At 34.4% G+C, this 23,476-nt stretch carries 16 protein-coding genes and 2 tRNA genes; 9 read left to right on the top strand and 9 right to left on the bottom strand.

Going from position 1 to position 23,476, the window contains the following annotated elements:
• Window positions 1-11: 11 nt before the first annotated feature.
• Together C8D70_RS06165 and C8D70_RS06160 are read right to left on the bottom strand one after the other, a co-directional pair.
• On the bottom strand, window positions 12-1,220 hold the full coding sequence (locus tag C8D70_RS06165; RefSeq protein ID WP_110366732.1) for a tyrosine-type recombinase/integrase: 1,209 nt from the start codon (window positions 1,218-1,220) through the stop codon (window positions 12-14).
• A 196-nt stretch (window positions 1,221-1,416) separates the two neighbouring features.
• Window positions 1,417-1,489, bottom strand: a tRNA-Phe gene (locus C8D70_RS06160).
• Window positions 1,490-1,851: 362 nt separating this feature from the next.
• Here C8D70_RS06160 and C8D70_RS06155 point away from each other — a divergent pair.
• The 5 genes from C8D70_RS06155 to C8D70_RS06130 all read left to right on the top strand — a co-directional run bounded on the left by C8D70_RS06155 (window position 1,852) and on the right by C8D70_RS06130 (window position 9,544).
• The gene (locus C8D70_RS06155) at window positions 1,852-3,030 is read left to right on the top strand and encodes an NUMOD4 domain-containing protein (RefSeq protein WP_110366731.1); all 1,179 of its coding nucleotides are present in this window, start codon (window positions 1,852-1,854) and stop codon (window positions 3,028-3,030) included.
• The gene (locus C8D70_RS06150) at window positions 2,954-3,490 is read left to right on the top strand and encodes an NUMOD4 domain-containing protein (RefSeq protein ID WP_110366730.1); all 537 of its coding nucleotides are present in this window, start codon (window positions 2,954-2,956) and stop codon (window positions 3,488-3,490) included. The genes C8D70_RS06155 and C8D70_RS06150 overlap by 77 nt, the downstream gene beginning before the upstream one ends.
• A gap of 856 nt (window positions 3,491-4,346) precedes the next feature.
• Window positions 4,347-6,521 carry a prolyl oligopeptidase family serine peptidase gene (locus C8D70_RS06140; RefSeq protein ID WP_110366728.1) on the top strand — a complete coding sequence of 725 codons (2,175 nt, stop codon included), beginning with the start codon at window positions 4,347-4,349 and terminating at the stop codon, window positions 6,519-6,521.
• Window positions 6,522-8,696, top strand: a complete 2,175-nt coding sequence (locus tag C8D70_RS06135) for a lantibiotic dehydratase family protein (protein WP_110366727.1) — start codon at window positions 6,522-6,524, stop codon at window positions 8,694-8,696.
• Window positions 8,697-8,701: 5 nt separating this feature from the next.
• Complete coding sequence (locus C8D70_RS06130; protein ID WP_228402525.1) at window positions 8,702-9,544, top strand: thiopeptide-type bacteriocin biosynthesis protein; 843 nt, start codon at window positions 8,702-8,704, stop codon at window positions 9,542-9,544.
• 71 nt (window positions 9,545-9,615) lie between these two features.
• On the opposite strand, the gene C8D70_RS06125 is transcribed toward C8D70_RS06130, so the two are convergent.
• The 3 genes from C8D70_RS06125 to C8D70_RS06115 all read right to left on the bottom strand — a co-directional run bounded on the left by C8D70_RS06125 (window position 9,616) and on the right by C8D70_RS06115 (window position 12,900).
• Window positions 9,616-9,688 (bottom strand) — tRNA-Phe (locus tag C8D70_RS06125).
• A gap of 109 nt (window positions 9,689-9,797) precedes the next feature.
• Window positions 9,798-11,639: a lysophospholipid acyltransferase family protein gene (locus C8D70_RS06120; RefSeq protein WP_076596049.1), complete on the bottom strand. Its 1,842-nt coding sequence runs from the start codon at window positions 11,637-11,639 to the stop codon at window positions 9,798-9,800.
• A gap of 22 nt (window positions 11,640-11,661) precedes the next feature.
• The gene (locus tag C8D70_RS06115) at window positions 11,662-12,900 is read right to left on the bottom strand and encodes an aspartate kinase (RefSeq protein ID WP_110366726.1); all 1,239 of its coding nucleotides are present in this window, start codon (window positions 12,898-12,900) and stop codon (window positions 11,662-11,664) included.
• Between the two features lie 324 nt (window positions 12,901-13,224).
• Here C8D70_RS06115 and fbp point away from each other — a divergent pair, with 324 nt between their 5' ends.
• A complete protein-coding gene (fbp, locus tag C8D70_RS06110) occupies window positions 13,225-14,241 on the top strand; it encodes a class 1 fructose-bisphosphatase (protein WP_076596047.1) in 1,017 nt (338 codons plus the stop codon).
• A complete protein-coding gene (locus C8D70_RS06105) occupies window positions 14,242-15,258 on the top strand; it encodes an o-succinylbenzoate synthase (protein WP_110366725.1) in 1,017 nt (338 codons plus the stop codon).
• On the opposite strand, the gene C8D70_RS20735 is transcribed toward C8D70_RS06105, so the two are convergent.
• Both C8D70_RS20735 and C8D70_RS06100 read right to left on the bottom strand, forming a co-directional pair.
• Entirely contained in the window at window positions 15,255-15,422 is a 168-nt protein-coding gene (locus C8D70_RS20735; RefSeq protein WP_168801946.1) for a bacteriocin-like protein, read from the bottom strand. The two genes, C8D70_RS06105 and C8D70_RS20735, sit on opposite strands and share 4 nt — an antisense overlap.
• 446 nt (window positions 15,423-15,868) lie before the next feature.
• The gene (locus tag C8D70_RS06100) at window positions 15,869-16,999 is read right to left on the bottom strand and encodes an alpha/beta hydrolase (RefSeq protein ID WP_110366724.1); all 1,131 of its coding nucleotides are present in this window, start codon (window positions 16,997-16,999) and stop codon (window positions 15,869-15,871) included.
• A gap of 153 nt (window positions 17,000-17,152) precedes the next feature.
• On the opposite strand from C8D70_RS06100, the gene C8D70_RS06095 reads away from it, so the two are divergent.
• A complete protein-coding gene (locus C8D70_RS06095) occupies window positions 17,153-18,826 on the top strand; it encodes a glutamine--tRNA ligase/YqeY domain fusion protein (RefSeq protein WP_076596044.1) in 1,674 nt (557 codons plus the stop codon).
• A gap of 192 nt (window positions 18,827-19,018) precedes the next feature.
• Here C8D70_RS06095 and C8D70_RS06090 read toward each other — a convergent pair whose 3' ends face one another.
• Window positions 19,019-20,947: an oleate hydratase gene (locus C8D70_RS06090; protein WP_110366723.1), complete on the bottom strand. Its 1,929-nt coding sequence runs from the start codon at window positions 20,945-20,947 to the stop codon at window positions 19,019-19,021.
• An 89-nt stretch (window positions 20,948-21,036) separates the two neighbouring features.
• On the bottom strand, window positions 21,037-21,915 hold the full coding sequence (locus C8D70_RS06085) for an AraC family transcriptional regulator (RefSeq protein WP_110366722.1): 879 nt from the start codon (window positions 21,913-21,915) through the stop codon (window positions 21,037-21,039).
• 292 nt (window positions 21,916-22,207) lie between these two features.
• On the opposite strand from C8D70_RS06085, the gene C8D70_RS06080 reads away from it, so the two are divergent.
• Window positions 22,208-23,389 (top strand): MFS transporter, encoded by a 1,182-nt coding sequence (locus C8D70_RS06080; RefSeq protein ID WP_083688912.1) that lies wholly within the window; start codon window positions 22,208-22,210, stop codon window positions 23,387-23,389.
• Window positions 23,390-23,476 lie beyond the last annotated feature (87 nt).

Genomic DNA, 23,476 nt, shown 5'->3' with positions numbered 1-23,476 from the left:
AAGATATGATTTTATTTTTTCCATGCAGAATGTAAGCTGTCAGCTACCATTTCACGTGAAAACTGAACATATTTTTTGAAAGATTTGTAATCTTTATGACCTGTAATTTCTCTGATAAACTCTTCGTTCATTCCATTAATCAATGAGTTGGTAATGAAAAATACCCTTCCATAATGCATTGTTAAATAATCGTGAGCATTTTTTTCTACTGTAATCTCATTTTTACCTGAATATTTTACAAACCGTATCTTAGCATCAAAACCAATCGTTTCAAAAAGTTTTTTAATTTCTCTATTACAGAATTGATTAGTAGGTATTTTTAGCCTACCATAGCGTTCTGTATGAGCTTTGATTATTTCTTTTGGTACATCTAATAAAGGTATATCAAGCATTTCTTTAGCTTTTTTGATATGTAATCGTAAAAAATCTTCTGTAACGTCTTCTGGTCTCATGTTTTGAATATCAACAAATCTCAAACCTGTATAGGAGCTAAAAATGAAAATATCCCTTACGATGTTACTATAATCATCTTCGAAATCAGTTGTTCTCAATTTTTCTACTATTTCAGGAGTAAGCTTTATTTTTTCAGAATCATCTTTGAAAACTAAGAACTTTTTAAATTCCATATTATTATGAAATCGTCTTTCTCCTGCCCAATTCATAAATGTTTTAAGTATTGTTACATATTTTCCAATAGTAGAGTTGTAGAAGTTTTTTTCAATGAAATATGCCAATAACTCATCATAGAAGTTAAGTGTAATGTTTTGAAATGACATATCAAATTTCATTTCAGTTGAAAACGTTTGAAGATGGTTTTTACACGTTTTATAGGTCTTAATAGTATTTTCTGATACAGATTGTTTTCTAATATCAATAAATTCATTAAAAACGCTTAATACGTCTTTTTTTCTAGCAGTTGTTGTGTTGACGGGTGTAATCTTGTGTTCAAATTCTTTTTCTAAAATTTCTTTAGATAGGGGCTGTTCTTTCAATAAATACTCCCGCTCAATCTCTTTTAAGATTTTAACAGTGTTTTCGATTTTCAGATTTTTAGTTGCTGATTCGGGAGCTAGTTGTCTCACTTTTGTCCCCGTCCATTGTGAGGGTTTTACTTTTACCCCTGTGGAGCGTTTCAGTCTCTGACCTTTTAAGGTTGCTGAGACGTACACCATTGTTTCGGTTGCTTTTGTAGGCTCTTTTAAAAAAAATGCAATGTTCATAGTTCTATTTTTGTTTCAAAATTAGTCTGTGATACAGTTGAAAATCTTTTTAAATTGTCCTCAGGGACAAAAAAGGGACAAAAAAGGACTAAATTTGATGAAACAATAGTAAACATCACTAAAACAAAAATCCCTTCTAAACATTGTTTAAAAGGGATTTTATTGATTGTTTAAGTTGAATTGTGTTCAACTTTTGTGGTTTCTCCAGGAATCGAACCAGGGACACATGGATTTTCAATCCATTGCTCTACCAACTGAGCTAAGAAACCATTTATGTTTTTGTTTATTACTTCGTTGTTTTAAAGTGATGCAAAAGTATAATATTTTGTAATACTACGCAAGTTTTTTGAGTTATTTTTTTGATGAAATGTATTGGTGTAGCCTGTTTATGTATTCAATGCTCTGTTCATCAATTGTTTGGAGGGATTCTTTTTTTTAATATTATTTTTAATAGTTTTCTGGCAATGTATTTTCATTACTGAAATTGATTTTATTCTGAAATGATTGTCCTTATATGTTCCTGATAAGACAGAAATTGAAAAACGAGAGCTATCGTTGATATTATAAAATTTCGTGTTAAATTAGTTATTGGATTATGTCAAAGTAATTTTACAAAACAAATTTTTGACTTATGAAATTACCTACTGAATTAGGAGATGAATATATAAACAATTTTTTTTCCAATCTTTCCTTGGAAGATCTTCCAGGTGAAGAGTGGAAGTTGATAGAGGGTTTTGAAAATTATGCTATTTCTAATCATGGACGAGTTAAGAGTTTGGAACGTTGGGTTCCACTTCCTGCCGGAGGAGAGCAAAAAATATTGGACAGAATTATGAAACCGCAAACCTTCAGGTATTTTAATAAACATTTAAAGGCTCATTTTTATAATGTGAGATGTAATCTCTGTGTCGAAGGAAAAACATATGGAAGATCAGTAGCCCGTTTGGTCTACTATCATTTTGTTGAAAAATTTGATATGGATGATCATTCATTTCTTATGTCTTTTAAAGACGATAATCGGTTTAATCTACATTTTAGCAATTTGGAGAAGTTAACAGTGAGCAAGCTGCATAGTAAGTCACTGAGTACCGGTAGGGGAAAGAAAGGAAATTACCAGCAGGCAGTGAGCCAATATACAGTTGATGGTAATTTTGTTGCTTCTTACGAAAGCATTTATGCAGCTGGTGAAACTTTGGGGATTTATCCGCCTCATATTCTATCAGTACTCAATAAAAAAAATATTACGACAGGAAAATTTTTATGGTTTGAGAAAGGATATAAGCCTACTAAAGAAGATTTCATACCGGAGAGAAAAAGTAAATCGGAAAAGATACTCAATACAAAACTTTGGAAAAGGCTCGGGCAGCCGCTTATTGATGAAAGCAATCCTCCAGCCTGCATGAATTTATCGCTGAAAAATCTTTCCGGTGAAAGATGGAGGCCGTTTCCAGATCTCGAAGAATATTTTGCCATTTCCAACAAAGGAAGAGTAAAACGGTTAAACACCTGGACACAGAATGTAAGCCAAACTTTTTGGAAAGAGCATATTACCTCGCTCTTTGTACAAAAGTCTGGTAGTGAAAAATATTTTCTTTATACTAAGTTAAGTTGTAATGGAAAAAGTTATAATACAGCAATTACCCGAATACTTTATTATTGTTTTATAGAAGAATTTGATCTTAAAGACAGGAATCTGGTGATCGTAAACAAAAATGATCCACAATGGGATTTAGATATTTCAAAATTGTCCTTACAGTCTGTTACTGAAATCCTTACTGAAAGAAATAAACAGTATAAGGACAGTACTTAATTCCAAAGAAATATTCAATAATTCTCTTTGGGAAAAAGTAGGTAAACCACGCATTAACAAGAAGAGCCCACCTGCCATTTTCGATTTATCTTTAAGAGACTTACCGGATGAACGCTGGAAGCCATTACCTGGATTTGAAGGTAAATATGTTATATCTGATAAAGGTAGGGTAAAGCGCTTGAGCGGATGGAAATCTGGTGCTGAATTGTATGGAGAGGAACAAATTTTATCTTTGAAGTTTAAAAAATCAGATTCTCCTTATCTTTATTTTACTCTGCGTACGAATGAAGGACGATTTGAAAAAAGACTTCCAAGAATGCTTTACTATTGTTTTATTGAAGAATTTGATCTGAATGACAGAACACTATGGATAGTTAATAAAAATGAGACTCAATGGGATATAGATATGTCAAAGCTATTACTACGTTCTAAGGTAGATTCTTTTAAAAATAAGAAATAAGTTATCAATGTCGCCCTCAAATTTTCCAGTTGTAAAAAGTATGAAAAAAGAGTTACTCCATTTTGCTCTTTTGCATATTTCGGCCCCAAAATATAGCTATCCAATGCTGCTTTTAAATTATCATTCTTGTAATATAGATTTCCTTTTATCAAAAAAGTTCTGGCAGGATAGAAGTTTCCTTTTATATTTTTTGTAATGACAGCTAAACTGTCAATGTACTTTAAGGCAGTGGGAAAATCTTTATTAAAATGTATAAGATTATAGCCCTGCGCTATTTCGAGTATATTTTTTTATTTTTTAGCTTTTTTGAAGGTAATATTTTGCTATTTTTTCAGACTGCGGAAATTGATTATGATCATAATAATCATAAAATTTATTTTTCAGCTGGGAATATTTGAATTCAGATAAACTATCAATATTATCGTTTTGAGCACCTGCCAAATTATTAAACAATAATATTATAATTGGAAATATATACTTCATCATTTTGTAAATACACTGCAAATTTACATTTTATTCATTAAATTAGGAATCCATGAAAAATCTTAAATAAATGTATTTAAATTTTGATAATTAGTGTTTTAAATTATTTTTGAAATAATGGATTTATAAATCCATATTGTATTTTTATTGTAGCATTGGAAAATATTCTTTTATTTGCGTTTGATTTTTAAATATTATTATCGATAAAAAAAAGACAATTAAATCAGAAAAAAAATTATCATTAAAGAAAATGCAAATAATGAAAATTAGTGAAATGAAAGCAATTAACGGAGGAAATAATCAATTAGATAATGCTAATGATGAACCAGGAACTTTAATTCCTCAAAATCCTGTATCAATAAGAAGATAAAAAATGAGACAATTAATATTTATCATTATTAGTACTTTCTGTATCCTTCCTTTAAATGCTCAAAAAAGCAATCCTGCTCCATCTGTTTCTACAACAGATGAATATTTTGAAACTAAAATCGTAGATGAGTACAGAAATTTAGAAAATTTAGAGAGTCCTTTAACAAAGAAATGGATGAAGACTCAAACGGATTATACTAATTTAATTCTTAGTCAAATTCCTAAAAGAAAGTTTTATTTAGATAAAAGGCTGGAGTTTGATAAAAGACAGGGGTATTCTGTGTCAAATTTAAATATAACTAATAATGATAAATATTTTTATTTAAAAAAAAACGGTAATGAAAAAGCAGCAAAGCTTTATTATCGGGAAGGGTTTTTAGGAAAGGAGGAATTACTTTATGATCCTGCTAATTATAAGAGTAGTGAACAGAATCATGAGTTTGTAATTAACCACATTAGCCCTGACTTAATTGGAAGTAAGGTAGCTATTGCAATGGCCGAAAAAGGGAAGGAGCTTGCAGAGGTTATTATTATGGATGTAAAAAACAGATATATTCATACTGAAGTAATTACTAATACAATGCCCGCAAATGTAGGAGGAATAAAGTGGTTGAATGATAATTCAGGATTTTTCTATACGTATTTTCCAATCAAAGATTCCAAATCTCAGGATTTCTATAAACACACACAAGCTATTTTATACAAAATAGGGACAAATCCAAAAGAATTGACAGATATTTTTTCTGCTAAAAATAATCCTGAGCTAAAAATAGATGAAAAAAGATCCCCTATTATCTTAGATTCTAATGATAAATATTACGTAGGAATGTTACTTGATAATAATTATTACAGACAAACATTTATAATTCCTAAACAAGATTTATTAGAAAATAAAAAAACGTGGAAAACTCTTTATACGAAAGAAGATAAAGTTAGATCTTTAAAGCTGGTAGATAATGATTTGTATTTTTTATCTCAGTATAACGCTCAAAATTACACACTTTGTAAAACTAATATAATGGCTCCAAATTATAAAAATCCTGAAATTCTTATTCCAGAAAGAAATGATGAGGTGATAGGACAATATAGATTCACTAAAGATGGTATTTATTACACAACTACAAAAAACGGAGTTGAAGCAAAATTATACTTATATAAAGAGGGAAAAAGTATTCCTCTCAAACTACCTTTCTCCTCAGGAAGCATCAGTTTGCAAGCAAAAGGAAAAGATTTTTCAGACATTTGGGTAAGTTGTTCCGGTTGGGCGAATGAAGAGCAGCGCTTTAAATATGATATAAAAACAAATTCTTTTTCTCCTGAAAATTTGTCTCCTATCACAGATTATCCTGAGTTTAAAGATATATTAGTTAAGGAAATCACTATAAAAGCAAGGGACGGTGAAGAAATACCATTATCTCTCATATACAATAAAAATATTATATTAGATAGTAATAATCCGGTTCTAATTGATTCATATGGTGCTTACGGATATTCTCAGAGCCCGTTCTTTGCCCGAACCTATTTATTATGGGTAAATCAGGGAGGAGTAATGGCTATTGCTCATGTGCGAGGAGGAGGAGAAAAAGGAGAAAAATGGCGCTTAGGAGGGTATAAAGAAACAAAACCCAATACCTGGAGAGATTTAATTGATTGTACAGAATATTTAATTAATGAAAAGTATACCTCAAAAGATAAAGTGGCCATTTGGGGCGCCAGTGCAGGAGGAATTACAGTAGGACGGGCCATGACAGAAAGACCTGATTTATTTAAAGCTGTAATTCTGGAAGTGCCAACAACCAATACATTAAGGGATGTGCTTACTATTGGTAGCAATGTAGATGAATATGGAACATTAAAAGATCCTAAAGAGTTTAAGGCTTTACTGGAAATGGATGCTTATTACCATATCAAAAGAGGAGTGAAATATCCTGCAACATTAATAACCGGAGGGATAAATGATCCTAGAGTTCCGGTTTGGGAGCCTGCAAAATTTGCTGCTAAACTACAGTCGAATAATACTTCAAAAAATCCTGTATTACTTCAAATAGATTATGAGGGAGGTCATGGAAATGATACAACTGTAGCCCATGGGCATTCAAATCTTTCGGATATTTTTGCTTTTGCATTCTGGCAACTAGGTCATCCAGATTACCAACTAAAAGAAAACACAAAAAAATAAATGTCACGTTTTCCATATCAATTTTTTGATGAATATGTAGTGCGTACTCCTTTATTTTCACGCAAAAACTTTCAACAGACAATAAGTAGCAAAGATGAAATTACAGATGCAGAACTGAAGGAAATCTGTATCAATCCCTTATTTCAGGAAGCTGTTTATTTAGCCTCGCCAGATTTACATGATGAGCTGGCTAAATGGATTAATTCAGAAAAAGAAAATCAAAAGCTAAAACAAACCCTGTTAAAATATTATAGCCGAATAAGTACGCGATGTACTCCATTCGGCTTATTTTCATCGGTTGGGTTGGGATCCTTCGACAAGCTCATGATAACAATTCCAATTTCAGAAAAAATTAGAGATACCAAATTGGATATGCACTTTCTTGTTTCCTTAGCTCAGCATTTTGTGCAGCTACCGGAGATAAGAAACAAGCTTTTGTTTTTTCCTAATAACAGTATTTATAAAGTAGGAAGCAGGATCCGCTATATAGAATACCAGTACAACGAAGGAAAAAGGGAGTATATTATTTCTTTAGCCCCACTTTCTGAGGAATTACAGCAGATATTAAATTTTTCAAAAGAAGGAAAAACGATACGGCAAATTGCGGAAATTTTGATTGATGAAAAAATCATACAAGACGAGGCCCTGGAATTTGTAGAAGAACTCATCAATAATCAGGTATTGGTAAGCGAATTGGAACCTAATGTTTCGGGAAACGATTTTTTGGATACTATCATTACTATTTTAGAGAGAAGGGAAATAAAAAAAGAAGCTGAAATTTTAATTTCGATAAAAAATAAATTGAATGAATTAGACCAGAACATTAATAATCCAATCGCCAGGTATGCTGAAATAGAAAAATTAATAAAATACTTTGCAATAGAATATGAGCCAAAGTATCTCTTCCAGACTGATCTTTATAATAAAGCATTGCCTCATTTGTCCTTTGAATGGAAAAGGCAATTAAAAAAGGGAATAAGAATCTTGAACAAAATCACTTTGAGTCAAAGGGAAAATGAATTTTCAAAATTTAAAAAAGCCTTTAGTGAAAGATTTGAAACACAGGAGTTGCCATTGCTGTATGTTCTGGACAATGAAATAGGTATTGGTTACAAACAAAATATTGCTGCAAAAGGTATTCATCCTTATTTGGAAGACCTGATTTTTCCGGTTTTACAAAAAAATCAAAACAAGAATATTGAGCTTACTCCGGTTCATCAGATCCTTAATGAAAAGGTGCAGGAAGCTTTATCTGATAATCAATATAGTATTACATTATCTGATGAAGATTTCAAAGATTTTGAAGAGAAATGGGACAATTTACCGGATACCATTTCCATAATGACAGAGATAATTTCTGATAACAGCCAGAAAAAATTATTATTAAAAAATAGTACCGGAAGTAGTGCTGCTGATCTTCTAGGGCGATTTTCTTCAGAAAAATCACAAGTTCAGAGTCTCACAAAAAAGATTACTCAAAAAGAACAAGAGCTGAATCCTGATGTGATTTTGGCAGAAATTATCCATTTACCAGAAGCAAGAATAGGAAATGTAATCAGAAGACCAACTTTAAGGCAATATGAAATTCCTTATTTAGCCCAGTCGCTTTTGCCTGCAGAAAATCAAATACAAGTTGAGGATTTGTATATTTCCTTAAAAAATGATGAAATTGTTTTACGGTCAAAGAAATTGAACAAGAAGATCATTCCTTATTTAACAAACGCTCACAATTACAATACAAATACTCTTCCTGTCTATCATTTTTTATCTGATCTGTATTCTCAAAATACCAGATCCGGGCTTTATTTCAGCTGGGGTGGATTAGAGCATATTTATACATTTCTGCCAAGAGTAGAATATGATAATATTATTCTTTCAAAAGCCAGATGGAAAATTACTGAAAAAGATATTTCTTCTTTGGATGTATTAAATTCAGATAAAGAAGATTTCTTACTGAAACTAAGAAATTGGAGAAGCAAAAGAAAAACTCCTGTGTGGATTCAATGGGTAAAGTTTGATAATACTTTAACCATCAATCTGGAGAATTACGATATGGCAAAGCTTTTTATTCAGGCTGTAAAAAGTGAAAAGTCAATCATTATAGAAGAGTTTTTATATAACGAAAATGATGAATTTAAAAGAGAATTCATTTTCCCCATGCACAAAAATAAATAACTGTTGTGATAAAAAGAAAATTTGTTCCGGGAACTGAATGGCTGTATCTGAAAATCTATACAGGGGTGAAAACAGCAGATCTTATTTTGGAGGAAGCAGCACAGCCTTTGGTAGAATACTTTCAGGAAAATGATTTTATTTCAAAATGGTTTTTTATCCGTTATAATGATCCGAAACCACATTTAAGAATAAGGTTTGAATTAAATAGTATTGATAACTCTAATAAGATTATTGACAAAATAAATGAAGCCCTATATGAATCTGTAGAAAGTGGAGAAATTTCAAACATTATATTTGATACTTATAATAGAGAAATTGAACGTTACGGGGAAAATACCATTGAAGATGCTGAAACCTTATTTTGCAAAAACAGTGAATTTACTTTTCAATGTCTGCACTATGATGATGAAGAAAAAATTATTGTTTCTCTTTTCTATATTGATGAAATGTTGAATAAGCTAAACCTTTCAGTTCAGGAGAAACTAGATTGGATCAAAGATTTTAATACAGCTTTTAAACAGGAATTTAATGCTGATAAAAAATTAAATTCTCAATTGGATAAAAAATATCGGGAGTTTAAACCAAAATATTTAGATTTTACTAGGTCGGTAGATTTTTTGGAAGAGCGGAATGTTATTATGTCTAATATTGAAGAGAGTAATTTAGCGTTGCGGAATATTATTGACCACCATAAAAATCAATCTTTAGGAATATCATTGCAAAGCTTTTTCAGTAGCATTTTTCACATGAATATCAACCGGTTGTTTGTTTCTAATCAGCGATTGTTTGAGATGGTTATTTATGATTATCTATTAAGGTATTACAAAATGAAATTATATATCCCATAATCCATATCATTTCTGATCCCTGGTATACGCAAAAATACAAAAAAACCTCTGACTAATCAGAGGTTTTAAAGTGGTTTCTCCAGGAATCGAACCAGGGACACATGGATTTTCAATCCATTGCTCTACCAACTGAGCTAAGAAACCATTATATTTTTGTTTGACTTACTTCGTTGTTTTAAAGTGATGCAAAAGTAGTAAGTTTTAGTATACAAAGCAAGTATTCATCATACTTTTTTTGCGTAAAGTTAAAAACCTACTGATTATCAGCCGGATTATTTTCCTGTTCTTTTCTGATCTGCTCACTCATCTCTTCCAATACCGGTTTGATCGTGTTTTCCGGAAGATCACTGATTCTGATATACATCAATCCGTCAATCGCATCATTGAAGTTAGGATCCACGTTAAAAGCAATTACTTTGGCATTTTGTTTAATATATTTTTTGATCAGAACAGGAAGTCTCAATTCAGGTTCAAGATCATCAATAATCTTGTCCAGCTTATTCAGGTCAGATTCCATTTCCTCAAAGAAAATGTTTTTATCCCTGTCGCGAAGCTTTACCTTGTATTCGTTTCTCGGAGTGATATATTGAGCTACTGCAGAATCAAAATAATTAGAACGCATAAACTCAATCATCAGCGATTTTGAGAACTCAGAGAACTTATTAGAGATACTTACACCACCCATAAGAAATTTATGATCAGAATTTCTCAGACATACATGCACAATCCCTCTCCATAAAAGGAAGAGTGGAAGCGGTTTCTGCTGATATTCCTGGCAGATGTAGGCACGTCCCATTTCAATCACCTTTTTAAAGAAAGGGTGGATGTCCTGCTCAAACTCAAACAAAGAGCTTGTATAAAAGCCTTTGACACCATATTTTTTCATCACTTCTCTACCCAATGCCATTCTGTAAGCACCAGCCAGTTTTTTCTCACCGTTATCCCATAGGAAAAGGTGGTGGTAATGCTTGTCATACTCATCAAGGTCAAACGGAAGATTACTTCCTTCACCTACCGCACGGAACGTAAGCTCTCTCTGGCGTCCGATTTCCCTCATAATAGATGGAATTTCCTCGTAAGTTGTGAAATAGATCTCATAATTCCCGTTACTGAAAAGCATTTTATCAGTTCCTCTTAATTTGTCGACATCTTTAATGATATCTTCGAGAGGCGTTTCATCAATGATATTCTGAACAATATTTTCTTCCTTCAATAAAGGAAATTTTACAGATAAATTCTGAAGATTGATACTTTGAGCAAGAGATTTTCTTTTTTCATAATAAGATTTCATCATATAAACCTTACGTTTCAGAAACTCTCCCAATTCCTCAATTGTTTCCATATCATCCATTGCCTTCACAGTAATAGGACGCCCGATCCTGATTCTGATAGGTTTTTCCCTGTCATTCATCATTTCCGCAGGAAGCATCAGTGTCTGTAAATTCGGGTGAAGCTTAGCCACCTGATAAAAAAGTCTGCTGTTCTTGGCATGGAAATACATAGGAACTACCGGCACTTTAGCCATTCTGATCAGCTTAAGTGCCGTTTTTTCCCATTCCTTATCTAAAATTTCTCCGTAAGGATTATTCTTGTTGGAAACTTCTCCTGCCGGGAAAATACCTACACAGCCTCCGTTTTGCAAATGCTTGAGTGTTTCACGCATTCCCGAAGAACTGCTGTAAGCTTCTTTTCTGTTTTCAAAAGGATTTACAGCGATCACATAAGGTTCCATCGGTTTGATCTTCTCCAAAAGGAAATTACCCATTACCTTGAAATCCGGACGAACCTCTGTGAGAACCTTGCACATCAGGATTCCGTCAATAGCACCCAGCGGATGATTGGAAACCAGAATAAATGGCCCCGTTTTCGGAATCTTTGCCAGATCTTCTTCAAAAGCTACATAGCTTAGGTTTCTTTCTCTCACAAATGAGTCGAAAAAGTCTTTGCCTTCCTTGTCTTTTAGTTTGTCGTATAATTTATTTACTTCGTTTATTTTAGCAATGCTCATCACAGCAGATGCTACCGGGTTCTTGAGAAACCCAATTTTATTTAAGCCGGAAGCTTTGATCAGATCGTTTTTCGAAATTAAACTCATGTGTGTTTAGTCGCAATTAATATTATTGTGTTACCATTTGAAGCGTATTCTTGGAGATTTGTTCCAATAATACATTTTTTTCATGGTAAAATTTATCAATGTGATCCTTCTTCGCATTTCTTACTGTGAATAAAGATACATTTTTAATTGCTTCGGTTTTAAAAATTTTTTGAAGCTCATCGTTAAGCTCATCAATATGATTAAATTTATCCTCAAGGCACAGTGCCAGAGAAATCGCAGAATTCTGCATCAGGGAAACTTTGATCTTATATTTGGATAAATATCCGAAAATCAGGCTCATATGATCTTCTGCAATAAAAGAGAAGTCTCTGGTAGAGATTTTCAAAAGATCCTGGTTTTCTTTTAGAATATAAGATTCTTCCTGTTGATTTTTGTCGGAAGCACCTACTTTTGTTCCTTCTTTGGTAGGATCTACGAAAGATTTTACATAAAAAGGAATGTTTTTTTGCTGTAGTGGCTGCAGGGTTTTCGGGTGAATAACACTTGCACCATAGTAAGCCATTTCAATAGCTTCCTCATAAGAAATATTGGAAAGAAGAGTTACATCACTGAACTTTCTCGGATCTCCGGTCATTACTCCCGGTACATCTTTCCAGATTGTCATTGCTTCAGCATTTAAGCAGTAAGCAAAAATAGCAGCAGAGTAGTCAGAACCCTCTCTTCCTAAGGTTACCGTAAAATTGTTGTCGTCTGAACCAATAAATCCCTGAGTTACATAGCATATTTCAGGATTAAGATGAGAAATAAATTCTTCCGTTTTTTTCCAGTCTACCGTACCTTCTCTGTAAGAATTATCGGTTTTTATATAATCTCTGGCATCCAGCCATTGATTTGTAAACTGAATTTCATTCAGGTATTCACTCACTATTTTTGTTGAGATCATTTCGCCGCAGCTTACCACCTGATCGTATACGAAGTTGTAGTTGGGCGATTTATTTCTTCTTAAAAAAGAATCAATATCATCAAAAAAAACTTTGATTTCAGTAAAAACAGCATGATTTTCAGGAAAAAGTCCTTCCGCAATCTCAATGTGTTTTCGTTTTATCTTTTCAATCTCAGTTTGATAGTTATCTTTTTTGAAATAAAGTTCTACAACTTTTTCCAACTCATTGGTCGTTTTACCCATTGCTGAAATTACCAGCAAGCATTTGGCAAATCCCTGGCTTTTTAGAACCATGGACACGTTTTTTACACTGTCGGCATCTTTTACTGATGCTCCACCAAACTTGAAAATTTTCATTAAATTGTTAAAAATAAAATTGTTAGATAAAAAATTACATGAGTTTTTTACGGACGTCAAAATTATAAATTTACAACGAGATATGAAATAGCCATGTGCGGAGATAGAATTAAGATTTCCTTAAAATCAACAATTCATGAAATAATCTGAATTTTTTACAGACATTAAGCGGCAAATTTGGAGGTCATATTTTCAATAAAACCCTGATATTATGTTGTGTTTTGCTTGTATCTCCCTGAAATACAGTGATTAATCTCTTTTTTAATTAAATTTTCTTAATGCGATAAATTTTCCGAAATTTGGGCAAAACGTAAAAAGAAAAATATGTCAAATCAACCATTACAGACTTTAGGAGAATTTCTTATAGATAAACAGGACGATTTTCAGTATTCTACAGGTGAATTTTCTCGTCTTCTAAGTGCAATAAGATTGGCTTCGAAAGTGGTAAACAGAGAAGTAAATAAAGCCGGAATTGTAGATATAACAGGAGCTGCAGGAAACCAGAACGTTCAAGGGGAAGAGCAGCAGAAATTGGATGTGATCGCTAATGAAATTTTTATTACGGCTTTATCTCAGAGAGAGGTTGTTTGTGGTATTGCTTCTGAGGAAAATGATGATTTTATTGATATTAAATGTGGTGAAAACGGACATTTAAGCAAATATGTGGTATTAATTGATCCTTTGGATGGATCTTCCAATATTGATGTCAATGTTTCCGTAGGAACTATTTTCTCCATCTACAGAAGAGTTACAGAACCGGGAACTCCTGTGCAGCTTGAAGACTTTTTACAAAAAGGTGTCAATCAGATTGCTGCGGGATATGTTATTTACGGTTCATCTACCATGATTGTTTACACAACTGGTAACGGAGTAAACGGATTTACATTAGATCCATCTTTAGGAACGTATTATCTTTCTCATCCTAACATGACTTTCCCAAAAACAGGTAAAATCTATTCTATCAATGAAGGAAACTATATCAAATTTCCGCAGGGAGTAAAAAATTATCTTAAATACTGCCAGATGGAAGAAGGTGACCGTCCTTATACTTCAAGATATATTGGTTCTTTGGTTGCAGACTTCCACAGAAATATGCTGAAAGGAGGAATTTATATTTATCCATCTTATTCACAGGCTCCCAATGGTAAATTAAGACTTTTATACGAATGTAATCCAATGGCATTCCTTGCAGAGCAGGCAGGAGGAAAAGCAACAGACGGATTCAGAAGAATTCTTGAAGTAGAACCTACAGAACTTCACCAGAGAATTCCTTTCTTCTGTGGAAGTATTGAAATGGTAGAAAAAGCTGAAGAATTTATGCGTATTGACAGCGTGAAGTAAATGGAAGCAACGTATTTACAATATTTATTACAATTTAAACGCCCGAGTGGAACATCTCGAGGCGTTTTGCTTGATAAAGAGACCTTTATTCTGACTATTTCCGAAGAAGGAAGAAAAGGAGTAGGGGAATGTGCTGTTTTCAGAGGACTGAGTTTTGATGACAGGCCTGATTATGAAGAAAAACTGAAATGGCTTTGTGAAAATATCAATCAGGACAGTGTTTTTTTGAAGAAGGAACTGAAAGAGTTTCCTTCGATCTGGTTTGGTTATGAGCAGGCCATTCAGAATTTGAAATATGGTGGCAGTCTTTATTTTCCAAGTGAATTTACCGAAGGAAAATCTGCCATTACCATTAATGGGCTGATATGGATGGGCGATGCGGGATATATGGAAGAACAGATTCAGGAGAAGTTGGATAAAGGATTTCATTGTATTAAATTAAAAATTGGTGTCGATTGGAAATCTGAGCACGTTATTCTTCAGAAATTAAGAGAAAAGTTCTCCAAAGATCAGCTGGAACTTCGTGTGGATGCTAACGGAGGATTCAGTAAAGAGGAAGCGTTAATTATTTTACATCAGCTTGCCGATCTTCATATCCACTCCATTGAGCAGCCTGTCAAAGCCGGAAATTGGGATGATATGGCAGAGTTATGTACAAAAACGCCTATTCCGATTGCATTGGATGAAGAACTGATCGGAATTACTGATCCTGAAAAAAAGAGACAGCTTTTAGAAAAAATTAAGCCTCAATATATTATTTTAAAACCTGCCCTGGTAGGCGGCTTTTCAGGATCTGATGAGTGGATTTCCCTGGCTGAAAATCAGAATACAGGCTGGTGGATTACCTCAGCTCTGGAGAGTAATATCGGCTTGAATGCCATTGCTCAGTATACATTTACCAAAAAAAATCCAATGCCTCAAGGTTTAGGCACTGGAGCTTTATTTGTCAATAATTTTGAATCTGATCTGGAGCTCAGAAATGAGCTGCTATGGTTCAAATATAACAAAAGTAATTAACATAACGGTGCAGGTGAATCTGGACAGGTCGTCTGCCCACAATAATCCGGCTGCCATGATCTGCAGCACATTGCAGACGGATTCCAGCTGTTACACCCAAGAGGCGGTCTTCCTCCTTTGATGGTTTTTAATTCCCCTCTTTTGATTTTTTTTAGATTTTTCATGATAATAATTTTATTTGATTGTTAAGTAAATGTCGATAACTTTTTTTAATTATACAACATATGGAGAATTATTTAGTAACATTTAACAATTCCTCTGAAATGTTTGAATAGTTTTGAATATGAGTTTGGTTGGTTGCATTCTTTTAGCATGGCAATCCCTTCCTGTTCAGAATATATAAATTTTTTTTATCCGGTCTGTAGGGGAGACCTGGTAGCTGTGGTTCGGATATTTTTTTGATTTAAAGGTTGTTACTCAATTAAATCACATCTTTTACAAAGATGGCTTTCTTTAAATAATTTAATATAAAAGAAACCCTTTTTTTAATCTGTCCCATAATAAAAAATTATATTTCCCTAATGTATGAATTAGCAATCTCTGTGCCATACTGCAATTGAGAGCTGATTTTAACATAGGGTTTATTTTTAAGAATTCTTCTAATTATTTGTTAAGAAATAATTGTGAAAATATTTTCGTTATCTTTTGTTCTGCTGGTGATAAGATTTCTGTCAATTCCGTATAAATTCTGGAAGATATCATTTTGTACCTGCGAGCTTGAAAGATATCCCCAATGGTTTCCCACTTCATATTTAAAGCTGTCCAGAAGATCATCTTTTACGAAGGTACAATCAATAACAGACACAATATCTTTATACTGATCAATTCCGCTGGGACCGTTTTTGCCAAGTCTTGGGGTGAGAATGTTTTTTGTAAACTGAGAAGCCCCCAGAATAATATCCTGTCTGTTCAAGTAAATAGAAATCCTGTTGGCCAATAAAGGAAGTTTATTAAATGAGTCCTCTGAATCTTCAAATACTTTATAGCTCACATCAGCATTCAGCAGTACAACCTGGTCAATGACACGAAGGATATTTTCCCTTTTAAGGCTGTATAACATGCTTTGAAGCACTCTGTTTCCCATAGAGTGTGCCATTAAATGTATTCTTTGATTGCAGGGAGTAAGATTCCGGTTGGAAAAAATATCTTTTAAAAATTGAGTATAGAAATAAAACATTCTCATCAAAGATGTTCCGGAATTGATACTGGAAGCCTTATCATCAAAATAGCTCAATGGGATGATACTGCCGGAGGCCGGCCAGCTCACAAATAAGATATGCTCTACAGGAGACGCGGGATTATCAATGAATATTTTCTTAAGATCAAGGATAGCCTTTAATTCATCATCAAAATCATACAAATAACCATGGATGAATATCATTACATCACTTCTGTCTTTGGTGGAAGACATGTTTTTGTACAGTTCATAAAACATCCTTTGGGTTCCGCCAAGATTATTGGCTGTAAGAGCGGATTTTTTAATTCCTTTTTCACTCAACAGAGCGTCTAAAACTTCCTCATAACCAGGTTTTTCGGGTTCAGAAAAAAGTTGGTAATTTAAAATATTTCTGTTGGTGTAATCTTTCTTCTTTTTGGCCTGAGCGCTTGGTTCTTTATAGTTGTCAAAATCACATTTAGCGATTCTGAAATTAGGAATTGAGTATTCTTCATTGGAAAAAGAGTCTACTTTTTCGCCTTTATGCCGGATAATTTTCCGGTTGCTTAAGATATAAACGGCCATAATGGGTAATGGGTTAAAATGGTATTAGCTTTCCCAAGTTAGTGAAAAGTATTGAATTACAATCAATGAGGCTTTTAAATTATCACTTTTACAAAAGCTTATTTTTCCGTAACTTTGTGAAACTTTTTTTGCTAAAAAATAAAAGCTACTTTAATGGAAGAAGAAAAAAAATCACTCAATTTTATTGAGCAAATTATAGAAGATGATTTGGCAAACGGTCTGAAAAGAGATCAGATCCGTTTCCGTTTTCCACCTGAACCGAATGGATATCTGCATGTAGGGCATACAAAAGCTATCTGCATCAACTTTGGTCTTGGTGAAAAATACAATGCTCCCGTAAACCTTCGTTTTGACGATACGAACCCTGAAAAAGAAGAACAGGAATTCGTAGATTCTATCATGAAAGACGTTGAATGGTTAGGTTTCAAATGGGATAAAGTTTTGTACGCATCCGATTACTTCCAGCAGCTTTACGATTGGGCAGTTCAGTTAATTAAAGAAGGAAAAGCTTACGTAGATGAGCAGCCGTCTGAAGTGATTACTGAGCAAAGAAAGAACCCCGCAGAACCGGGAATTGAATCTCCATACAGAAACCGTCCTGTGGAGGAATCGTTGGATTTATTCGAAAGGATGAAAAACGGAGAATTTGAAAGTGGTTCAATGTCTCTTCGTGCAAAAATCGACATGGTTTCGCCCAATATGAATATGCGTGACCCTGTGATGTACAGAATTTTGAATAAGCCTCACCACAGAACAGGTACAGCCTGGAAAATTTATCCAATGTACGACTGGGCTCATGGTGAATCTGATTATATCGAACAAATTTCGCATTCATTATGTTCTTTGGAGTTTGAAAACCACAGACCTTTGTACAACTGGTATTTAGATCAGGTTTACGAAGAAGGAAGAGTTAAAAACAAGCAGAGAGAATTTGCAAGGATGAATGTTTCCTATATGATTACTTCCAAAAGAAAGCTTCAGAGACTGGTTGCTGAAGGGGTTGTAACCGGATGGGATGATCCTAGAATGCCTACCATTTCAGGGATGAGAAGAAAAGGATTTACTCCTGCTTCTATCAGAAACTTTATTGAGAAAGTAGGAGTAGCAAAAAGAGAAAACCTTATCGAAATTCAGTTGCTTGATTTCTGCGTGCGTGAAGACCTGAATAAGGTTGCCAAGCGTGTGATGGCAGTTGTAGATCCCGTGAAATTGGTGATCGAAAACTATCCGGAAGACAAAGAAGAATGGTTGGAAACTGAGAATAATCCTGAACAGGAAAATGCAGGAACAAGAGAAGTACCATTCTCAAGAGAAATCTATATTGAACGTGAAGACTTCAAAGAAGAAGCTAACAATAAATTCTTCAGACTTAAACTGGGTGGAGAAGTTCGTTTGAAATCTGCCTATATCATCAAAGCTGAAAGGGTAGAGAAGGACGAAAATGGTGAGATAACAACCATCTATGCTACCTATGATGAGAAGAGTAAATCGGGAAGCGGAACAGAGGAAAGTTTAAGAAAAGTAAAAGGAACTTTACACTGGGTATCTGCAAAACATGCTATTCCTGTAGAAGTAAGAATCTACAACCAACTGTTTACAGTGGAACAGCCTGATGCGGAAAAAGATGTAGATTTCTTAAACTTCATCAACCCTGAGTCTGTAACAACGGTAAAAGGATTTGCTGAGCCAGGCCTGAAAGACGTTGCTGTGGGAGAACCATTACAGTTCCAGAGAATCGGATATTTTACAAAAGATCAGGATTCTACAGATGATACATTGGTATTTAACCGAACAGTAACTTTGAAAGATTCTTATAAACCTGAATAATTTTCAGGAACAGATCATAAAACAAAAGCAGGACTTACATGAAGTCTTGCTTTTATTATTTAATAGTTCAAAATCTGAAATTTAAGATTCTACTTCAGGAAATCCTTGTCCTGATAGGTGGGGTTTGGATATTTAATTTATAAAATCCATGTGATTGATTTTTGATTAAAGATATTTTTATTCGATGATCTTTTAGCCTTTTACTCCTTTTACCCATTCCTGAAATCTGGTCAGGAAAGATTCATGCTCTTCCTGTTCTTCCGGACGGTTTACAAGGATATGTTCAAAGTAAGTTCCTTTTAATATTTTTCTTAAAATTCCTTCTCCTAAGAAAGGTTTATAGTCATTCAAAGCCTGGGTAGCTTTTAATAAATGTCTGATATCATATTGTAATGGATTGATATCCGGAACCTGCTTATTAAGATTCAAAAGATTGTAAACAGCTATTCTTGCCGTTCTCACAGAACTTTCCATAGTGAATACAACATCATTATTGGTTTCTACAAACTGTCCTACAAGGCCTAAGTTGGTACATCCTTCAGGAACTACTCTCGGACGGTCTCCCATTGCTCTAGGCATGAACATAGAAGTGATGTAAGGCATGAATGCTGTACGTACAATGGTGTTTTCTATAACGTTATCGAATTGATCCGTCATTCCAAGGTGATAACATAGCTCAGCAAGAATTTCGTTTCCGGTACACTGAGGCATTGGCTTTTTGATAAAATTACCTTCTTTATCCATCAGTAAAGCGTATACCCATACTACAAGAATGTCATCCGGCTGGGTAGGGAAGTGCGGCTGTCTGTTGCAGGTAAAGCTCATCACCCAATTAGAATCTGTAATGGTAATAATTCCTCCCGTAGCTGTTCTTCCTGAATAAGGATCATTTACACACAGTTCTTTCAGTTTTTCTGTAAAGGCAGATGGACGACAGGTTAACGTAGCAGATTCCCATGAAGATTTTTCAATATGACTACAGAATTTTTCAGGCTTTCCGAACACTTCAGATTTCGCTGCAAGATTTTTCCACAGTTTCCATCCGGCACTTTGTCCGGCGCTGCTGTTGTCTATCGTAACTTCGGGAACAGTATTGTTGTCTCCGTAGAACGTACTTTCAGTCATAGATCCGGTAGTTACAATTACGTAGTCGTCTTTACCGATCGGTATTCTTACTTCTTCGCCATTTTGCTCAGTGATGATTCCTTCTAATGTTTTTCCTTCCGTACTAATATGAATATCAAGATCTTTTACCAAAGTGTTGAACTGGATCTGTACTCCTTTTTCCACAAGGAAGTTTTTTAATGGAGTTACATACGTATCGTACTGGTTATATTTTGGGAAAACAAGGCATGAGAAGTCTTTCATTCCGTCAATGGCATGAAGAAATCTGTGCATATAGAGTTTCAGTTCCAGTAAGCTGTGCCAGTTTTCGAAGGCAAACATAGAACGCCAGAAAAACCAGAAATTACTTTTAAGAAAGGATTCAGAAAAATAATCTTCAATGGTAAGGTCGTCCAGCTCTTCTTTTTTCTTTAGCAACAATTTTACAATGGCCAGCTGATCCTTTTTTTCAAGTCCGAATTTACTGAAATCCTTGATCTGTCCCTGGTTATGAATGAGTCTTGCTTTGGAATAGTTCGGGTCGTTATCATTTATGAGGCGGTATTCATCCAGCACACTGTAAGGCGCAGGCAGCTCCAGGGCAGGAATATCCTGAAACATATCCCATAAATTTTCATAGGTCATATCCATTTCTCTTCCTCCACGTATGATGTAACCGTCTTTGGCATTACCGGCTCCATCCAGAGATCCGCCTTCCACATTCAGCTGATCGAGAAAAATAATGTTTTTGCCTGGTACACGGCCATCACGGATAAAATAATACGCTGCCGACATACCGGCAATTCCGCTTCCTACAATATAGATTTTACTGTTTTCGTAAGATTGCAAAGGAATACCTTTATTACGTTGGTAATTTCCGATCTGGTCGGAGAAAGGCATCGTCTTTTCAGGAGTGTTAATCTGAACTTCTTTACTTGAATCCGGTTCGTGGTTTACTTTGCCGAACTGCTCAGAGGCATTTAAAACTTTATCGAATTTTGAATTGATCGTACTCATCTTTTATTGTTTTTAATTAACAGTATAAAGGTACCTCTATTCAGAAAGCGATATATATCCTCAAGTTCAGAATTATTATCCCCAAATTCTCATGACTGAATATTTTCTTTAGTTCTGTATTCCGAAGGTGAAAGCGTCGTATGTTTTTTAAAGAAACGGCCGAAGGCTGACGCCGAATTAAACTGAAGTTCAAAGGCAATTTCTGATATGGTGATCCCGGGATTTCCAAGCATGACATAAGCTTCTTTAAGCAGCGCTTCATCAATAACCTCATGAGGGGTTTTTCCACTTGCTTTCTTAATGATTTCAATGAGGTATTTATTGGAAACATGAAGTTGGTCTGCATAAAACTGAACCCCCCGTTCCCTGGTGATATTTTCACGGACCAGTTTACTGAATTTGAGATAAAGGTCTTTTTTCCCTTCTTCTTTTTCCGGATTGGAAGCATTTTCCTGTTCCATAATCTCAGCAGTCTCCAGCAGAAGATTGAAAATAATGGTACGGATAATCTCTTCCGTAAACTTTCCCTGCTTTTTCGATTTTTTATCAAGGTAGTCCAGAAGATTTTGCAGGAGTGAAGAATTTGTTGCCGTAGTTTTTACGATGCTGTATGAACCTTTGGGAAAAAGATTCATTTTTTCAATAATAAAAGGATTGGAAATATTTTTAATCAGGAAATTCTTGTCGAAGAACAGCAGTTTCATCGTAAAATCTTTACTCGTCTTTACAAATTTTACAATCGTGGAAGGAGCTGCCATAAGAAAACTGTGGGCTTCTATTTTATATTTCTGACGGTCTATCTCAATATTAATTTCTCCGGCAGTACAGATACACAGAGCGTAATAATCCATCCTGAAAGGAGCTTTAGGGAATTTGAAAATGGGTTTCCCGGAAGAAATGTAATAGGATTGCCGGCAGTCAATACTGTAAAAGGATAGCGTATCATGTAAATTTTCGTAGGTTACCATTCTTAGTATTGATTAAATTTTATGGTGTTTTGAAGAGGTTTTTAGCTTAAATAGCCTTACTGTTACTGCAATTTACGATTTTTATAAAAGTCTTTGGATTTTATATTTAAAATAATCCATTTTTACACTGACAGGCTGTTTGTATGGAAATTATTGATGAAAAAGGTTTTAAATAGAGGCTTTTTGGGTTATTTTTAGCTAATTTTGCACTTTCAAATTTCCCCAAAATAGTATTGTGAGATTAATTAACGTATATACGAGTTCTTTCAAAGGACTCTCGCAGGAGAGTTGGATGCTGGCGTTGGTAATGCTCATCAACAGGGCCGGTTCTATGGTACTTCCGTTTCTGGGAGTTTATATGACCAATCATTTACATTTCAGTATTGAAAATTCCGGAATTGTACTGAGTTTTTTTGGAATAGGTTCGGTCATTGGATCATGGCTGGGCGGTATGATCACGGATAAAATAGGAGAATATAGGGTACAGAGCCTGAGTTTACTGCTCAGCGTTCCTTTATTCTGTCTGATTCCGCTTTTTACAACGGAAGCTGGTCTGGCGGGAATTATTTTAGCCCAAAGTATTGTAAGTGAAACGTTCCGTCCGGCCAACTCGGTGGCGATTACCAAATATGCAAAACCTGAAAATATTACCCGTGCTTTCTCGCTCAATCGTATGGCTGTTAATCTTGGATTTTCCATTGGTCCGGCGCTGGGTGGTATTTTGTCGGCTATTTCTTATGAATTTCTGTTTTTCAGCAATGCATTGGCTGCTTTGCTTGCAGGATTGATGTATATCTGGTTTTTTAAAGACCGTGCAAGACTGGCGAAAGAGAAAGCGAAAAAGATAAAAGAAGCGATTGTTATTAAAAAGGAAAGCTCACCCTATCGTGACGGTAAATTCTTGATTTACTGCGTATTTTGTATGTTGTTTTCCATATGTTTCTTCCAGTTGTTCAGTACTCTGACGATATTTTATAAGGATACAGCACACCTGAGCCAGCAGAATATCGGGTATATTCTCGGATACAGTGGTTTCCTGATTGTACTGCTTGAAATGGGACTGGTACAGATTGCTGAGAAGTATTTCACATTAGCTTTTACGATGTTGATCGGGACTTTCCTGTGTGGTATTTCCTACGCTATGCTTGCTTTCGATTACAGTTTGATTACGCTTGTATTGTCTATGACACTGCTTTGTGTAGGAGAAATATGGACCCTCCCTTTTATGTCAACTATTACGGCATTACGTTCGGGAGAAAACAACAAAGGCGCTTATATGGGATTGAACGGAATGTCGTTTTCTATTGCCTTTATCATTACACCTTATATAGGAACACTCATTGCAGAAAAATTAGGATTCAATGTACTATGGATCGGAACCGGACTGCTTGCAGTATTTATTGCGATTGGCTTTTACTTTATCATTCCATGGATGCTTAAGGATAAAAATAAGGTAGAAAAAGAGATTATATAGACCTTTGATTCATGAATTTAAAAATAAAAAGTTTGCGGGCAATTTCGTAGAAATTGCCCGCAAACTTTTACTATATACTAGTCGTTT

It is taken from the genome of Chryseobacterium sp. CBTAP 102, assembly GCF_003201365.1.
In the GTDB taxonomy this organism is placed as follows: Bacteria; Bacteroidota; Bacteroidia; order Flavobacteriales; family Weeksellaceae; genus Chryseobacterium; species Chryseobacterium candidae.
The sequence above is the reverse complement of the archived record's forward strand: the minus strand, read 5'-3'. Positions and strand labels throughout refer to the sequence as shown.

Excerpts from the sequence above, each read along its gene's own strand:
- C8D70_RS06165 (WP_110366732.1), bottom strand. The coding sequence starts at position 1,220 with ATGAACATTGCATTTTTTTTAAAAGAGCCTACAAAAGCAACCGAAACA.
- C8D70_RS06155 (WP_110366731.1), top strand. The coding sequence starts at position 1,852 with ATGAAATTACCTACTGAATTAGGAGATGAATATATAAACAATTTTTTT.
- C8D70_RS06140 (WP_110366728.1), top strand. The coding sequence starts at position 4,347 with ATGAGACAATTAATATTTATCATTATTAGTACTTTCTGTATCCTTCCT.
- C8D70_RS06135 (WP_110366727.1), top strand. The coding sequence starts at position 6,522 with ATGTCACGTTTTCCATATCAATTTTTTGATGAATATGTAGTGCGTACT.
- C8D70_RS06120 (WP_076596049.1), bottom strand. The coding sequence starts at position 11,639 with ATGAGTTTAATTTCGAAAAACGATCTGATCAAAGCTTCCGGCTTAAAT.
- C8D70_RS06115 (WP_110366726.1), bottom strand. The coding sequence starts at position 12,900 with ATGAAAATTTTCAAGTTTGGTGGAGCATCAGTAAAAGATGCCGACAGT.
- fbp (WP_076596047.1), top strand. The coding sequence starts at position 13,225 with ATGTCAAATCAACCATTACAGACTTTAGGAGAATTTCTTATAGATAAA.
- C8D70_RS06105 (WP_110366725.1), top strand. The coding sequence starts at position 14,242 with ATGGAAGCAACGTATTTACAATATTTATTACAATTTAAACGCCCGAGT.
- C8D70_RS20735 (WP_168801946.1), bottom strand. The coding sequence starts at position 15,422 with ATGAAAAATCTAAAAAAAATCAAAAGAGGGGAATTAAAAACCATCAAA.
- C8D70_RS06100 (WP_110366724.1), bottom strand. The coding sequence starts at position 16,999 with ATGGCCGTTTATATCTTAAGCAACCGGAAAATTATCCGGCATAAAGGC.
- C8D70_RS06095 (WP_076596044.1), top strand. The coding sequence starts at position 17,153 with ATGGAAGAAGAAAAAAAATCACTCAATTTTATTGAGCAAATTATAGAA.
- C8D70_RS06090 (WP_110366723.1), bottom strand. The coding sequence starts at position 20,947 with ATGAGTACGATCAATTCAAAATTCGATAAAGTTTTAAATGCCTCTGAG.
- C8D70_RS06085 (WP_110366722.1), bottom strand. The coding sequence starts at position 21,915 with ATGGTAACCTACGAAAATTTACATGATACGCTATCCTTTTACAGTATT.
- C8D70_RS06080 (WP_083688912.1), top strand. The coding sequence starts at position 22,208 with ATGCTGGCGTTGGTAATGCTCATCAACAGGGCCGGTTCTATGGTACTT.